General features: G+C 34.9%; 15 protein-coding genes. 3 read left to right on the top strand and 12 right to left on the bottom strand.

Annotated elements, in window-relative coordinates; translation table 11 throughout:
* Window positions 1-22: 22 nt before the first annotated feature.
* The gene (locus FC45_RS00450; RefSeq protein ID WP_006587906.1) at window positions 23-1474 is read left to right on the top strand and encodes a sucrose-6-phosphate hydrolase; all 1452 of its coding nucleotides are present in this window, start codon (window positions 23-25) and stop codon (window positions 1472-1474) included.
* Window positions 1474-2454, top strand: coding sequence for a LacI family DNA-binding transcriptional regulator (locus FC45_RS00445; RefSeq protein ID WP_006587907.1), 981 nt, complete (start codon window positions 1474-1476; stop codon window positions 2452-2454). Before FC45_RS00450 ends, FC45_RS00445 begins: the two co-directional genes overlap by 1 nt.
* 70 nt (window positions 2455-2524) lie before the next feature.
* Here FC45_RS00445 and rplS read toward each other — a convergent pair whose 3' ends face one another.
* From rplS to FC45_RS00410, 7 genes are all read right to left on the bottom strand, one after another.
* Window positions 2525-2872, bottom strand: a complete 348-nt coding sequence (gene rplS, locus FC45_RS00440; RefSeq protein WP_006584892.1) for a 50S ribosomal protein L19 — start codon at window positions 2870-2872, stop codon at window positions 2525-2527.
* Window positions 2873-2978: 106 nt separating this feature from the next.
* On the bottom strand, window positions 2979-3710 hold the full coding sequence (gene trmD / locus FC45_RS00435) for a tRNA (guanosine(37)-N1)-methyltransferase TrmD (protein WP_006587908.1): 732 nt from the start codon (window positions 3708-3710) through the stop codon (window positions 2979-2981).
* Window positions 3700-4212, bottom strand: a complete 513-nt coding sequence (rimM, locus tag FC45_RS00430; RefSeq protein ID WP_006584893.1) for a ribosome maturation factor RimM — start codon at window positions 4210-4212, stop codon at window positions 3700-3702. Before rimM ends, trmD begins: the two co-directional genes overlap by 11 nt.
* 70 nt (window positions 4213-4282) lie before the next feature.
* Window positions 4283-4555 (bottom strand): 30S ribosomal protein S16, encoded by a 273-nt coding sequence (gene rpsP, locus FC45_RS00425; protein ID WP_006584894.1) that lies wholly within the window; start codon window positions 4553-4555, stop codon window positions 4283-4285.
* Window positions 4556-4644: 89 nt separating this feature from the next.
* Complete coding sequence (gene ffh, locus FC45_RS00420) at window positions 4645-6072, bottom strand: signal recognition particle protein (protein WP_006584895.1); 1428 nt, start codon at window positions 6070-6072, stop codon at window positions 4645-4647.
* Window positions 6073-6076: 4 nt separating this feature from the next.
* The gene (ylxM, locus tag FC45_RS00415; protein WP_006584896.1) at window positions 6077-6412 is read right to left on the bottom strand and encodes a YlxM family DNA-binding protein; all 336 of its coding nucleotides are present in this window, start codon (window positions 6410-6412) and stop codon (window positions 6077-6079) included.
* 70 nt (window positions 6413-6482) lie between these two features.
* The gene (locus tag FC45_RS00410; RefSeq protein WP_006584897.1) at window positions 6483-6716 is read right to left on the bottom strand and encodes a hypothetical protein; all 234 of its coding nucleotides are present in this window, start codon (window positions 6714-6716) and stop codon (window positions 6483-6485) included.
* Between the two features lie 141 nt (window positions 6717-6857).
* Between FC45_RS00410 and FC45_RS00405 the strand changes: the two genes are divergently transcribed.
* On the top strand, window positions 6858-7301 hold the full coding sequence (locus FC45_RS00405; protein WP_006584898.1) for a PAS domain-containing protein: 444 nt from the start codon (window positions 6858-6860) through the stop codon (window positions 7299-7301).
* Between the two features lie 121 nt (window positions 7302-7422).
* On the opposite strand, the gene FC45_RS00400 is transcribed toward FC45_RS00405, so the two are convergent.
* The 5 genes from FC45_RS00400 to FC45_RS00380 all read right to left on the bottom strand — a co-directional run bounded on the left by FC45_RS00400 (window position 7423) and on the right by FC45_RS00380 (window position 16299).
* Window positions 7423-8847: a C69 family dipeptidase gene (locus FC45_RS00400; RefSeq protein ID WP_006587909.1), complete on the bottom strand. Its 1425-nt coding sequence runs from the start codon at window positions 8845-8847 to the stop codon at window positions 7423-7425.
* Between the two features lie 10 nt (window positions 8848-8857).
* Window positions 8858-10171, bottom strand: a complete 1314-nt coding sequence (ftsY, locus tag FC45_RS00395) for a signal recognition particle-docking protein FtsY (RefSeq protein ID WP_057706280.1) — start codon at window positions 10169-10171, stop codon at window positions 8858-8860.
* Window positions 10171-13740 carry a chromosome segregation protein SMC gene (gene smc, locus FC45_RS00390; protein ID WP_006587911.1) on the bottom strand — a complete coding sequence of 1190 codons (3570 nt, stop codon included), beginning with the start codon at window positions 13738-13740 and terminating at the stop codon, window positions 10171-10173. The genes ftsY and smc overlap by 1 nt, the downstream gene beginning before the upstream one ends.
* A gap of 9 nt (window positions 13741-13749) precedes the next feature.
* Complete coding sequence (rnc, locus tag FC45_RS00385; RefSeq protein WP_006587912.1) at window positions 13750-14442, bottom strand: ribonuclease III; 693 nt, start codon at window positions 14440-14442, stop codon at window positions 13750-13752.
* A gap of 84 nt (window positions 14443-14526) precedes the next feature.
* Entirely contained in the window at window positions 14527-16299 is a 1773-nt protein-coding gene (locus FC45_RS00380; RefSeq protein WP_057706278.1) for an oligopeptide ABC transporter substrate-binding protein, read from the bottom strand.
* Between the last annotated feature and the right edge of the window lie 138 nt (window positions 16300-16437).

The raw sequence follows: 16437 nt of genomic DNA, 5'->3' as shown, positions 1-16437 counted from the left end.
TAGATAAACAAGGAGAATAATTATGGAGTGGTCAACTGAGAAACGTTACTTACCTTATGAAAAGTGGTCAGCTAAGACTTTACTTAAATTACAAACACAAGCAGGTAACTCACCTTATCAATTACATTATCATATACGACCAAAAAGTGGATTATTGAATGACCCAAATGGATTTTCTTACTTTAATAATGAATGGCATGTTTTTTATCAGTCATATCCTTTTGGGCCCGTTCACGGCTTAAAATCTTGGGATCACTGTGTATCACAGGATTTAGTTCATTGGAATGATTTAGGAACAGCTATCTACCCAGATACAGACTTAGATAGTCATGGCGCATACTCTGGTTCAGCAAAAGTTATTGATGACAAGTTATTCTTAATGTACACAGGTAATGCCCGAGACGCTGAATGGATTAGACACCCTCACCAAATGGGCGCTTTTATGGATAAAAGTAATAATATTGAAAAACTGCCAACTTCATTAATTGAGCAACCACAACACACTACAGATCATTTCCGTGATCCGCAAATTCTTGAACATGGTGGTAAATATTACTGTATTTTAGGTGCCCAAGATAAGGCAACTAAAACTGGAAAAATCGCACTTTTTGAAGCAGACGATGTTAAAGGTCCTTGGCATGATCTAGGATATGTCGACTTTACTACTGAAGAAATGGGCTACATGATTGAATGCCCTAACCTGGTTTTTATTGATGAAAAGCCAGTTTTAATCTTTTGCCCACAAGGACTAGATAAATCAATAGTCAAATATGAAAACATTTATCCAAATATGGTTTTAGTTGGTGATAAGTTTGACTTTAAATCTGCCCAATTTGATAGTAAAAATTCTATAAAAAATTTAGATGATGGTTTTGATGTTTATGCAACTCAGCCTTTTAATGCTCCTGATGGTAAAGTTTATGCTTTGAGCTGGGTTGGATTACCTGATTTAACTTATCCAACTGATATTGAAAATTGGTCAGGATGTTACAGCCAAGTAAAGGAATTAAGCCTCAAGGATGGCCAGCTAATTCAAAAACCTGTATCTGCTATCAAAGATTTGCGCCAAGAAGAAGTGCCTTTCACTGGAAAATTAGAAACTAAAAATCAATATGAACTTAAGCTCAAAGTTGCAGAAAACCAAAAAACCACTTTACATATTGCTGCAAACGAAGAAAATGGCGAGAGTTTGAAATTACACATTGATACAGCAAAAGGCGAACTAATTCTTGATCGTGAAAATAGTGGCTTTACAGTAAATGAAAAATATGGAACAAAGAGAGCAATTAAACTATTAGAAAACTCAGCGTTAGACTTAGATATTTTTGTAGATCACTCACTAATTGAAATATTCATTAATGGCGGTGAGCACGTATTAACTGCACGTTTCTTCCCTAAAGAAGGAAGTAATAAGCTCTTAATAGACAAAAATATCAAATTTAAAGGCCAATACTGGGAAATGGCAGATATCTAATGTCTGTTAAATTAACTGATGTTGCTAAGCTAGCTCAAGTATCACCAACTACGGTTTCAAGAGTTATTAATAATTATGGCTATATTAGCGAAAAAACTCGAAAAAAAGTTTTTTCAGCAATGAAGCAATTAAACTACCAACCAAATTCCCTAGCCCGCTCTCTACAAGGGAAAAAAACTCGCCTAATCGGTGCAATTGTTCCTAGTTTAACTAATCCATTTTTTGCTGAATTAGTTAGTCGGATTGAAGAATTGCTTAATCGAAAAGATTATAAACTAATACTTTGTAATGCTGTCCAAGATTCCAGCCATAAAGAACGAGAATACCTTAATATGTTAAAAGCTAATCAAGTGGATGGAATTATATCTGGCACTCATAATTTAGATATTACTGAATATCAAGAAACAGGCCTGCCAATTGTTTCATTTGACCGTAATCTCGGTCCAGATGTACCAGTTGTCAGTTCCGATAACTATCAAGGTGGTTGGGTTGCTACTAAGAGTTTAATCAATTCTGGCTGTAAAAAAATAGCCTTCTTCGGTAATATCAAGGGTTCTAACAATCCAACTGATTTACGTCTTAAAGGCTATCAAGATGCTATTAACGAATATGGCCTAAAAGAGATTTTAGTGCCAATGAATTTCTATGAATCTGCTAACTTAAAAAAGATGGCATTTCAAAAATTACTCAGCCAACAAAAAATCGACGGTGCCTTTTTTACTGATGATTTTTCAGCTAACTTATTCTGGCAATATAGTCGTTTTAATCATTTCAAGGATTGTGAAAATATCAAAGTCATAGGTTATGATGGTACTTCAATTATGCGGCAGCTTAATCCAGATCTTTCAACAATTGCCCAGCCAATAGAAGAAATTGCCAACTTATTAGTAGATCTTTTAATAAAAAGAATAAATCATGAAGAACTTTCTGATTCAAATTATGTTTTACCAATTACTTTAATAAAAGGTAATTCACTATAGTAAGAAGTACAAATAAAATTTTCAATAACAAAAAAGACAGCTCTTTCGAGCTGCCTTTTTTAACGTGAGATTAACGACGAACTTCACGAATTCTTGCTGCCTTACCGTGTAAGTTACGTAAGTAGTAAAGCTTAGCACGACGTACACGACCATGACGTACAACTTCTACCTTAGCAACACGTGGGTCGTTAACTGGGAAAGTACGTTCAACGCCGATACCTGAAGAAATCTTACGAACAGTGTAAGTTGCGCTGATGCCAACGCCCTTCTTCTTAATTACAACACCTTCGAAAAGTTGGATACGTTCGTGAGTACCTTCAACAACACGTACGTGAACACGAACAGTGTCACCTGCGCGGAATGCTGGGATATCATCACGAAGTTGTTCCTTAGTCAATTCTTGAATTAATGGATCCATAATATATCTTCTCCTTCTACGATATTCTTCAACAATACTCTTGCCAGCGGAATACCCATAACTTAATTACGTGGATACAAACACCACTCAGAATAGTTTAACAAGTCTAGTTTTTATTTTCAAGTTCTAACTTAATTTCAGTTAATAATTTGCTTTCTTCTGGTGTAAATTCTCGATTTTCTAATAAATCTGGTCGCCTTAAAAGAGTATTTCGTAATGCTTCCTTTAAACGCCATTCAGCAATTTTCCCATGATTTCCACTCATTAATACTTCTGGTACTTTCATTCCTTCAAATTCGGCAGGACGAGTATACTGTGGATATTCAAGCAATCCATGAGAAAAGCTCTCTTCAACTGCAGATGCAGAATTTCCCAAGACTCCAGGCAAAAGGCGGACAGTTGCATCAATCATACTCATAGTTGGTAATTCGCCACCAGTTAAAACATAATCACCAATTGAGACAACTTCATCAGCCATCTCATAGACTCTTTGATCAAAGCCTTCATAATGTCCACAAATAAATGTCAAATCTTGCTCTTCATCCGCCCAACGTTTAGCCATCTTTTGATTAAAAGTTTTCCCTTGTGGAGCAGTAATAATAACTTTTCCCTTTTTTTCAAGCGAATCAAGGGCTTTTTTTATTGGCATAATTTGCAAAACCATCCCAGCGCCACCACCATACGGTGTATCGTCAACATGGTGATGAACATCAGTTGTAAAATCACGGAAATTTACTAAATTTAAATCCCATTTTTTATCTTCAAGAGCACGGCCAAGCATAGAGACCTGTAATGGAGTAAACATATCTGGGAAAAGCGTCAATACATTAATCTTCATCGCGTAATCCCTCCATCAATTCTACTCTTACCTCTCCTTTGTCCAAATTAACACTCTTTACAAAACTTGAAACATATGGAAGCCAAAATGGTTTACCCACTTTAGGAGTTACTTGCCAAATATCATTAGCACCTGGGGCTTCAATATCAGTTACTTTACCAATCAATTCGTCGGTTTCATTATCTACTACCGATAAACCAATAATCTGGTGATAATAATAATGACCTTCAGGTAACTGATCTTGGTCTTCTTCACTAATTACCAAAGTTTTACCAAATAAACTTTCAGCTTCATTAATATCTTTAATTTCTTTAAAAGTAACCAGCCAAAATTGCTTAAATGGTCGTCCACTTTCTACGGTTAATTGACGCATATCATCTTTTATAAAAAGCTTAACCCCTTCGCAAAAGCGTTGCTCAGGAAAATCAGTAATTACCTTTACCTTTACTTCACCTTTAAGTCCATGACTTGTTAAAACTTGGGCAACATCATAAAACTGCATTAAAAAATCCTCATTCTAGCTAATAAAAAAAGTTTGAAGCTTTCACTTCAAACTTTCTAAGTAAATCTAATTACTTGTTGTATTTTGCGTCGTGCAACTTTTGCATCAAGCCAGCACCTGAAAGAAGTGATCTAACAGTGTCTGATGGTTGTGCACCCTTTTGAAGCCATGCGAAAACTTTTTCTTCGTCAAGCTTTAATTCCTTAGGTTGTGAAACTGGGTTGTAGTAACCTACTTCTTCAATAAAACGACCATCACGTGGAGCTCTTGAGTCAGCAACTACGATACGGTAGAAAGGCTTTCTCTTAGAACCCATACGACGCATACGAATTTTAACTGCCATAATTTGAATTCCTCCTAATTAATTAACGATATATAATATACCAAACAAAATACGAGGTGTAAAGCATTTTTCCTTAACAGCTTTATTTTTTATGATTTAAATCGTTTAATGTGTTTAAGGCGCTTCTTCTTGCCCTTCTTGAATTGCTTACCCATACGGCGCATTGCAGCTTGAGCCATTGGTGAATCCATTCCTGGAAGTCCTGCCAAAGCCTTGGTATTACCACTAGTAATCTTTTGCATCATTTCTTTTGATTGCTTAAATTGCTTAATCATACGGTTAACTTCCATAATTGGACGACCAGAACCTGCTGCAATTCTGCGTCTTCTTGATGGATTAAGCAAATCAGGATCCTGGCGTTCTGCTTCAGTCATTGAGTAAACAATGGCCTTTGTGTGTGCAATTTGCTTTTCATCAATAGAAAAATTCTTTAATTGCGGATTATTAGCCATCCCTGGTAACATCTTCATAATTTGATCAAGTGGCCCCATCTTTTGAACTTGCTCTAATTGATCAATGAAATCGTTAAAGTCAAAGGTGTTTTCCCGCATCTTTTGGGCAACTTTTTCAGCTTCTTTAGCATCATAATCTCTTTGGGCCTTTTCAATTAAGGTTAAAACATCCCCCATACCCAAAATTCTTGATGCCATTCTATCTGGGTAAAATCCTTCAAGTTCAGATAATTTTTCACCTTGACCAGTAAAGAGAATTGGTTTGCCAGTAACCGCTCTAATTGAAAGTGCAGCACCACCACGAGTATCACCATCGAGCTTAGTTAAAATAACCCCAGTAACATCAAGGCGCTTGTCAAAAGTTTCTGCAACTTGTGCACCAACTTGACCAGTCATTGCATCAACAACTAAGACGATATTATCAGGCTTGGCAACTGCCTTAACACGCTCTAATTCTTCCATTAAAGCTTCATCAATTTCAAGTCGACCAGCGGTATCGATCAAAACATAATCATTCTTAGCTTCTTTTGCTTGAGCTAAACCATCTGCCACAATCTTAGCAACATCTTTTTCATCTTCGCTAAAGACAGGGACAGATAATTGATCACCAATTTGCTTTAACTGATCAATTGCAGCTGGACGATAAATATCACCAGCAATTAATAAAGGCCGCGCTTTTTCAGTATCCATTAAATACTTGGCCAATTTACCAACGGTCGTGGTTTTACCAGTACCTTGTAAACCAACCATCATGATAATTGTAGGAATATGGGGAGCCTTATTTAACTTAGCAGCTTCTTCCCCCATCATCTTAGTTAATTCGTCATTAACAATCTTGATAATCTGTTGACCGGGAGTTAAACTACCTTGAACTTCTTGGCCTAGAGCTCTTTCCTTAATCTTTTTAATGAAGTCTTTGACAACTTTAAAATTAACGTCAGCTTCAAGTAAGGCAAGGCGAATTTCACGACTTGCGGCGTTAATGTCAGCTTCACTAACCTTACCCTTACCGGTTAAATTTTTTAATGCTTTTTGAATTCGTTCACTTAAATTTTCAAAAGCCATCTAATTATTCTCCTCTAATTAATTTTATTAACTTAGTTAAGTTATCGCGGCTTGCTTCAGGATCACTAGCTAGCTGCTTTAAAGCCACACTAGCTAATTGATCCATTTGCAAGTAGTCACGCTTAAGGTGAAGCTTTTTTTCATAGTTTTCCAAGCTTTTACTTGATCTACGTAAGTTATCATAAACAGCTTGCCGAGAAACACCATGATTATCAGCAATTTCACCTAATGATAAATCATCATAATAATAATCTTCAAAATAGGCCTGTTGCCCTTTCGTTAATAGTTGGCCGTAAAATGAATATAAGTCAGCCAACTCTTCGTTTTTTATCAGTTCCATTTACTTCACCAATTTATAGTATACCAAAACAAAAAGCTACACTCCATGGTGTAGCTTAATTCATAATGACTTACTTAATAAAGAAATATAATCCTGAAAATAGGATAATATCCCAAAGCATTTGTAGATATACTAGATACATTTTCTTTTTAGCTGCTTGACCTAATAAATAGTAGCTAGGGATAATTGAGAAAAGCACAAACAAAATTGCTATAGTCAAGTTGACTTGTGAAACTCGCAATATCAAAAGAGCAAGTAAAAGCATGTTGACTAAATGACCAATTTGATATTGATTAATTTTCATAATCTTCCCTACTTCCCCTTTAGTAAGGCCTTGTATCTCCTACTTAAATTATACTAAACTTTCACTAAGAAAGCTTTCAAATTGATTATCATAAAGAAAATCCATGAATAAATATAATGCTAAAATAAAAGTAGTTAATAAATGGAAGAAGAAACTGATATGGATAAAGATATTAAGCTAATTGGTGGCCATTTATCTCTTGACCAATTAAATGCAATTTTTAGGAAAATTCCCCAAGAATTCGATGTTTTAGACGAAAATGATATCGTCGTCTGGTCTTCAATGAATACAAACAGAATTTTTCCAAGGACCGAAGCAGATATTGGAAAATCTGTTTTTGAAATACATCCTGGTCATTCACAAAAAGCTGTTAAAGCCGTGCTTAAGCAAATGCACAATGGCAAAAGAAAGTCTCTTTCAATCAATATCACCAAAAATAAAATGCCAATTAACATTTCTTTTTATAGCTTACATAACGAAGCAGGAAAATATATTGGCTGCGTTGAAGTTACCCAAGCTGTAAAAGATTATCAAGTTAAAGGGAGCAAGTGGCATAATTTGATTCAGCTATTTTTTCATAGATAATTTTTTACAATTGAATTATCACGTGCAACATTTGCGCAACAAAATTACAATTAATAGCATTTTTACAAAAACAAAAAAGGCGTAAGATCAAGCTTTCAAGCTTGTCTACGCCTTCTATTAATTATAGGTTTTTATCCATGTTGAAGGTTAACTTACTCATATTAATACTTTCAGTTAACATCTTGCCCCATAACTTTTCAGTTTGTTCACGAGTATAACGAACAGTTTCTTGATTTTCTTTAGTCAAGAATTCTGTTAGTTCTTCACCCTTCAAATCGCCAGCCTTAGCAACAACTTCTTCAATTCTTGCTCTAAAGTAACGACGCATTTCAATTAGATAATCAGTATCAAATTGAACAAATTGTGGGTAGTGACTTTCAACAGTTGCCGCTACTGCCTTGTAGAACCACCAGGCATCTTTTTGATTGAAAGTTAAGCTAGTATTCTTAAAACTTTCTTCAGTATCATTCATATTGGCAAAGAATGGAATAAATGGTGTAAAGGTTGGGCCACCAATACATAACCAGTAAATAGCCGCCTTATCTTCTGGCAAGTCATTTCTAATTTGCAAGATGTGAGCATTTTGAGTTCTGTTTAAACCAATTGGACGGTAGCGATGCTTTTCTTCATCAGTACCCTTGCCATATGGATCAAATGGAGTTTCTTGATAGTGACTACCTAAAACAAAAGTAATATCATCAGGATTAATTAATTTTTCTGCTTTACGGATAAATGGTAAATCACCATCTTCTGGATCTTGTTCAATACTTGGATTGAAGTATCTTTGAGCATACCAAACACGACTAGTGTTGTAGTGACGATCTTTTTCATTGTAAGTACCAAAAATGTGACGGAAGTTAAAACCTTCTCGATCAACATTCAAGTGGTGCTTTTCAACGAATTCTTGGATTCCTTCACTCCACATAAAGTTATCAGAATCATTAAAGTCAACTTGTTCAATTGAAACTCGGTTTGCAGCAACTGCATAACAATCATCGGGAATTCTTTGAGCTACCCAGTGGTGACCAGTAACAATTTCCATGTACCAAACTTCATCCTTGTCACCAAACAAAACTGAGTTTCCAGCAGCAGAACCATACTTCTTAATCAATTCACCCAATAACTTAACACCATCGCGAGCTGAATCAATGTAAGGAGCAACTACATTTTGCATACAATCTTCGTCAAGACCATCAACTACCAATGGATCAAAAGCTAAAGTTCTTTCGTTACCATAAGTTGATTCAGTACATGACATTGCAACATTCTTTTCGTTAATGCCACTTTCTTCATAGTAACCCAAGTTCTTGTAGTCTACATTTGGCACAGCTTGAGTTCTGTAAGCCCAATCTGGTAAATCCATTTCGAACTTGTTAAGCCAAGACTTAATATGACGCCCTTTTTCACCCTTAACAGCAGGCTTTACCACAAATTTTTGTGGAGTAATTGGTAAAAAGGTATCATCATTTCTAGCAATCATAGTTGAACCATCAATTGATGCTTTTTTACCAACTAAAATAGTTGTACATGCGCTTAATTCTTTCATTTTTTTCTCCTTATACAATGCCGTGAAATAAACCAACAGCATAACTAGCTGCATCAAAATCAGCCAAATCTTCAGCTTTTTCACCAAGACCAACTAACTTAACAGGTAATTTCATTTCATTTCTGATTGCTAAAATTACCCCACCCTTTGATGAGCCATCTAGCTTAGTTAAAACAAGTCCAGTAAGCTTGGTTGTCTTGTCAAAGTCTTTGGCTTGAAGTAATGCATTTTGTCCAGTTGAACCATCTAATACTAATAAGGTTTCGCAAGGTTGATCTGGAACTAACTTTTTAATTGTCCGCTCAATTTTTTCAAGTTCTTTCATCAAGTTTTGTTTATTTTGAAGCCGGCCAGCAGTATCAACTAAAACATAATCAGCATCCTCTTCTAAGCCATGTTTGACACCATCATAAACTACACTTGCTGGATCAGCTTGAACAGGGCCTGTTACAACTTCAGTTTCAGTCCGTTTGCCCCATTCTTTAAGTTGTTCAACAGCACCAGCTCTAAAGGTATCAGCTGCAACTAACACAACCTTTTTGCCTTCTTGCTTGAATCTTTGAGCTAACTTACCAATGGTTGTTGTTTTACCAGCGCCATTAACTCCAACGAAAAGATAAACATTAGTCTTTCCTTCGTTATAAGTTAATTTTTCAGCGTCTGCATCCCCATTTTGATCATAAATTTCAACAAGTTTTTGAACAATTAATTTTTTGAGTTCATCGTGACTCTTCGCATTTTGTAATTTAGCTTCGTCTTTTAGTTGATCAATTAATTCTTCACTAGTTTCAAAGCCAACATCAGATTCAATTAGCAAATCTTCTAATTCATCAAAGAAATTTTCATCAACACTTCTAAATTGGGCAAAGAAGGCATTAAGCCTAGCACCAAAGCCTTGATTTGTTTTCTTTAAGCCATTGTCATAAAGTTCTTGCTTCTTACTTTCGCTAGATTCTGTTTCAGGTTCTATTTCTTCGCCTTTTTCTTCTTCTGGGCTACTATCTTCAACTTCTTGACTAGCAGCAGTATCTACTGGTTCAGATTCTGGCTTTGATTCAGCAACCTCTTCAAGACTAGTTTGAGCTTCTTTACTAGAACTTACTTCAGGTTCGTTTTTTACCTCTTCAGAAGCTGAACTTTCATTTTCAGCTTCAGCAGACTTAGCATCAGTCTCAACTTCTGCCACTTTATTTTCTTCTAGTTTTACTTCATTAGTTTCTTCAGCAACTTCCGCCTTTTCCTCTTCTGGCTTAGAAGGAGCCTGCTTAGCTTTTTCCTCATTATTTCCAAATAATGTCTTTTTAATTTTGTCAAATAATCCCATTAACTCACCTCATCATTATCTTTAATTTCTTTTAATGATACAGAAAGAACTTGCGATACTCCTGACTCTTGCATAACTACACCATACAGCTGATCAGCTTTTTCCATCGTTCCGCGTCGGTGGGTAATCACAATAAATTGTGTATGCATATCATAATGATGTAAAAACTTGGCAAATCTTGTTACATTTGCATCATCAAGAGCAGCCTCAACTTCATCAAGGATACAAAATGGTACTGGATTTACTTGTAAAATTGCAAAAAGTAAAGTAATTGCCGTTAAAGCTCTTTCCCCACCAGACAGTAAACTTAATTTTTGAAGTTTTTTACCAGGTGGTTGCGCAATAATTTCAATCCCAGTTTCTAATAAGTTATCACTGTCGGTTAAAACTAACTTAGCATTTCCTCCGCCAAAGACAACTGGGAAGATTTGACTAAAGCTTTTAGCAATTTCTTTAAAGGCTTGACTAAAACGCTTTTTAACTTCTTCATCAAGGTTAGACATTGATTTTTCAATATCTTCTTTAGCCTTAAGTAAGTCATCTTGCTGGCCTGTCAAGAAATCATAACGGCTCTTAACTTCTTCATATTCTTCGATTGAAGACAAGTTAACTGGTCCAATATCATCTAAACTCATTTGATGTAACTTAACACTTTTAGCAAGTTTAGCTTGATTTTCTGGTGTATTCTCAATTTCAGCTTGATTCAAAGCCATTTCATAAGTTAAAGCATATTCATCACGTAATTTATCAAGATGCTGCTTCATCTTCGTCTTAACTTGAGCCAGATCCACAGAATAGCTCTCCTGCTCAGTTGCTGCATCTTTTCTCAAGTCATAATTACGGGTAAAGCTAGCATCTAATTGACTAATTTGAGCATCTAGTTGGCCTAAGTGACTACTGATTTTCTTTAATTTAGCTTCAAGTTCTTGCTTTTCATGAGTTAATTCAGTGATTTTTTGAGCTTTTTTTGTTTTTTGTTCAGCAGTTAATTCTTTATTAGAAGTCAAATCAACTAACTTGCTTTCTAAAAGTTTTACTTGTGAAGCACTTGTTTCCTTTTGAGTTGATAAATCAGCTAACTTAGCCTTTAAATTAGTCTTTTGATTGTGAAGTACCGCTAATTTAGGATTAATTTCAGCAAGCTTAGCCTGAACATCTTTATTTAAATTATCAAAATCATCAATTTGTGCCTTCTTTTCAGCCATTGCTTGCTTTTGCTTATCTAAACGCTCACTGATTTGAGTTTGAGCTTGCTTTTTCTCTTCAATTTTTTCTTCTAAATGTTTAATTTCAGCTGCTCGCTCGTCAGCGCGATTTTGATAGATATGTTGAGCCTCTTTAAGGCGCTTAACTTCACTTTCTTTATTTTGATAGCTTACAGCCAAGGCACTTAAGTCTTGAATAGCAACTTGTAATTCATCATTTAAACTTGCAAAAAGTTTTTGTTCTTTGGAAAGCTTTTCATCTAAAGAAAGGATTTGTTCTTTAGCAGTTTTTACTTCAGCAATCAACTCAGCAACCACTTTAGTTAATTTATTAATCTCACCAGCAGTCTGAAGTGGGGAATTATTTCTCTGATTCTTTGCCCCACCTGACATTGAACCGCCTGGACTAATAACATCCCCATCTAAAGTAACAATTCGATAACGATAAACCCGAGCATTAATCTTCATGGCATTATCAATTGTGTCGGCTACAATAACATTGCCTAACAAATAATTAACTGCAGCTGATATATCAACCTGGCCTTTAGTTTTAACTAGTTCACTAGCAACTCCAATAAAACCAGGCATTGACTTCAAAGTAGTAACAGTTGATGAAGGAATTGTAGAAAAGCGCAGGCCATCTAATGGAAGGAATGTAGCTCTACCCATTCGGCTTTGCTTAAGCTGCATAATGGCATTTCTAGCTGATTGCTTAGTATCAGTAACTAAATCCTGAACACCGCCACCTAACGCAGTTGTTAAAGCAGCTTCTAACTCAGCTGGGAAATCAAGTAATTCACCCACTGCCCCAATAACACCTTGATATTGATCTAGATGATTTAAAATATTTCTAACACCATAATAATATCCTTCATGTCGTTTTTGAATATTTTCTAAGGCCTCTTTCTGAGCTTTAGCTGCTTGATATTTCTGACTTATCTCCTGTAAAGAGCGATTAGCTAAGTTTTGTTTGGCAGTTAAATCACTAATTAGAACATTCTTAGTTTGAACTTGTTCTTGTAAGTTACTTTTTTTAGCACTAGCATCTTGACCTTGCTTTTTTAACTGAGCTAATTCAGCTTCAGCTTTTTCCAGTTCTGCTTCGGCCGTCTTTAATTCTGGAATTGTAGAATTACTGAGTCGCTTTAACTCATTTTCTGCATAAACTAAATCGTTATTATTACTTGTTTGGTCTTGCAAACTTTGAATATAATCATTACGCAAGTTTTCTAATTCTTTACTCAAAGTTTCAGGATCAGAATGAAGACTTTTTGCGTAACTATCACGCTTTTCAGTTAAAGCAGTTTCTTGAGAGATAGCTTGCTCTACTTCCTTTTGCAAACCAACTTCTTTTTCGCTTAAAACCGCAAGATTCTTCTTTAGTTCATTTAACTGATTCTCATATTCATGCTTGGTCGCATTATTATATTGATCTGATTGTTCTGCAACTTGTAAATCAGTATTTAAATTAGAAATCTCCTGAGTTAAAGAAAGCAATCTCTCTTGTAATGCTTCTTTTTCTTTGGTTGTTTTGGCTAATTGATTTTTCTTCTGAGCCAAATCATTTTGCGATTGACTAACTTCTTCATCAAGCTTATTAAGCAGAATTTGACTCTTTTCAGCTTTTTTAGCCAATTCAGTTCGCTTAAGCTCTAAATCTTGTAATTCAAAAGCAAGCAGCGTCTTTAAGTCTTTATCTAACCCAGATTTTTGAAATTTATATTCTTTAGCTAGACTACTTTGCTTGTGTAAAGGTTCTACTCGCCCTTCAAGTTCATTAACTAAGTCATTAATTCTAATTAAATTATCTGTAGTTTTGGCTAGTTGATTAGTTGCTGCTTGCTTTTGCTCTTTAAAACGTAAAACTCCAGCAGCTTCTTCAAAGATAGCTCGACGATTTTCTGGTCTAGAATTTAAAATTTCATCAACTTTTCCTTGGGAAATAATTGCTAATGAATCTTGAGAAATTCCAGAGTCCATAAACAAAGCATGAACATCTTTTAAGCGAACAGTTTGGTTATTAATTAAGTATTCGCTATCACCATTACGTAAGATTCTCCGGGCAACCGTTACACGATCTGCATCAAAGTTAAGAGCACGATTCTTATTATCAAATACAAGCTCGACTTCAGCATGATTCATTGGCGTCCTATACTGGCTACCCGCAAAAATTACGTCTTTCATGTTACTACCACGCAAAGACTTAGCGCTTGACTCACCCATTACCCAGCGAATTGCTTCAGTAATGTTACTCTTCCCACTACCGTTTGGACCAACGATGCCAGTGATGCCATCGCCAAATTTGATTTTTGTTTTTTCTGCAAAAGATTTAAACCCTGTTAGGGTAAGTTCAGTTAATGGCACCTTTTCACCTTATTTCTCTTGATATTTTATTAATGCTAGTTTAGCTGCAACTTGTTCAGCAGCCTTTTTATTGTGGCCACTACCTTCAGAAATTTTCTTTCCTTCAACAAGTAATGCCACTTTAAAATTAGAAGGTAGTTTTGATTCTTCAAGAACTTGATACTCAATCTTAATTGCACCATTGACTTGTAAAAGTTCTTGCAAATCTGTCTTATAATCTCTTGAATCAGTAAATTCACCGCTATCAATCAATGGATAAACAGTTAATTTTAAGAATTTTTGAACGGCATCCATTCCCTGATCCAAAAATAATGCACCATTAAAGGCTTCAAAAACGTCTTCTAGTAATGTCTTTCGCTCTCTAGCACCTGTTTTTTCTTCACCATGACCTAAATTTATCTCGGCTGGAAATCCACATTCAATCGCAAAACCTGAAAAGCCTTCTGTCCGAACAATATTAGAACGTAAACGCGTTAGTTGCCCCTCATTCAAACTAGGAAAATGCCGGTAAAGATAATCAGATACTGCTAGTTCAAGGACAGCATCTCCTAAAAATTCTAATTTTTCATAATTACCTACTGACTCTTTAGGATGTTCATTTACATATGAAGAATGTGTAAAAGCTTCCTCAAGAAGTGTTTCATTTTTAAACTTAATTCCATATTCTTCAAATAAGTAATTTTTAAATTTTGTACTTACCATTTCAAAATCCTTTCTAAAGGTTTATTATACCTATTTTTCAGTACGCAAAAAAGGACCGAGATGGTCCTTTTTTAAATATTAAATTTATTTTTTATATGCAACATAGTACCAGTTAGGGAAGCCATTACCATTACTCTTAGATGGCTGTAAGCTATAACCAGTTAATTTATCATTAATCGCCATAATTGAATATGAATTAGTAAGTGGTACTACATAAGCTTGATCATTCATATATTGTTGCCACTCATGGAATTTCTTCACACGATATTTATGATTGAAGGCTTTTTGTGAGTCCATTTCACTAAGCAATTCATTATTTTTCTTAGTTACAAATCTGCTGTAGTTAAATTGGGCTGTTTCACTGTATAAATCATTTGGTGAAGGTTCACTTGATAAACTCCAAGCTCCGATAAACATATCAACATTAGGAGCATCATTTTTTAACTTATCGTAGAATGAATTAAATTCAATTAAGCGTCCACCAGTTAAAACAACATGTAAGCCCATCTTCTTCCATTGCTGAATGTAATTTTGAATAACTGCATCTTGAATAGAAGAACCACTCATTGCTGCTAAGCGAATAGTTAAAGGTTTACCATTTGGTTGAACTCGATAAGTACCATGCTTTTTGTATCCAGCCTTATCAAGTAATTCTTCACCCTTTTTAAGGTTGAATGAATAGCCCTTAGCGTCTTTATCAAAATAATCTCCAAATTGTTTTGGAATCAAAGTTGGAATTCTAAAAGTTAATCCAGATGAATAACGCTTATAAACTTGGTTAACGTTCATGCCATAAGCAATTGCTTGACGCAAAGCCTTATTGTTCAACTTAGCGTTTTTATCTATTACATTCTTGCCAAGAGTTGAATTGTATTTACCAACTTTAAATCCAAGATAAGTATATTGAAGTGGAACTTTAGCAATGAAGTTAACATTTTTAGTTGAATTAATATTTTGCCATTGAGAATTAATTACTTGAGTTACATCAAACTTATTTGATTTAATAGATTGAGAAACAGAATTTGGTGAAACAACTGAAGCTGTAATTTGACTTAATTTTGGAGTACCACGCCAGTAATACTTGTTAGGAACCCAAGTAACTGATTGTCCACGAACAATTTTAGCTAATTTGTAAGGACCGAAGAATAATGGCTTCTTTCTAATTTTATCCGATGAAGTCAACTTCTTGAAACTTACATCTTTCAAATAGTGATAAGGTTCAGCGTTTTCCCAAATATAGCCATTGCCGGATTGAGTCATACCAGGTTTCATTTCATTAAAATGAATAACTACTGTCTTACCATTTTCACCATCAGGCATTTCAATACCTGAAATAGTTGATGCTTTGCCTTCATGATAATCCTTCATCCCAACAATATCTTCTAAGCTTGAAGTATAATTTTGAGATTGTGCATCCTTATTTGCAAGCATCTCATATGCAAATTCAATATCCTTTGCAACAACTGGTTGGCCATCAGACCATTTAACATTATTTTTTAATTTAATTGTAGCTGTTTTAGCATTTTGATCAATTTTTATACTTGCAGCACCATCATTTGTATAGCGATATTCATCATCAGTTGCAAATAAACTCTCTCCACCATATTGCATTACTTCACTATCAATTGCACTAGTAGATAATTCATTACTAAAAATTCCTGTAAATGGGGAATCAGTTTCGATTGCGTAATTTAAAGTACCACCACTCTTAGCTGTTTTAGTTGGAACTTCGTTTTTAAACTTAGAAACTGAATTTGCAGAATTAGAACTTGAATTTGAATTACTACCACATGCGGTTAAAGTAAGAGCAACCCCTGTAAGTAATCCGATTGAGCTTAACACCTTTACTTTGCTCATATGACATTCCCTCCATTTGTTTGTCGGTTCATATCCGATTTGATGTTTTTAATATTAGCATGGTTATTTTAATATTGCAACATTTTTATCTCATTTTATTTTTAATGTTTAATTTATAAAGCAAATATTCACCTATTA

Source organism: Lactobacillus jensenii DSM 20557 (genome assembly GCF_001436455.1).
GTDB classification, from domain to species: domain Bacteria; phylum Bacillota; class Bacilli; order Lactobacillales; family Lactobacillaceae; genus Lactobacillus; species Lactobacillus jensenii.
This window is presented reverse-complemented; position numbering and strand designations above follow the sequence as displayed.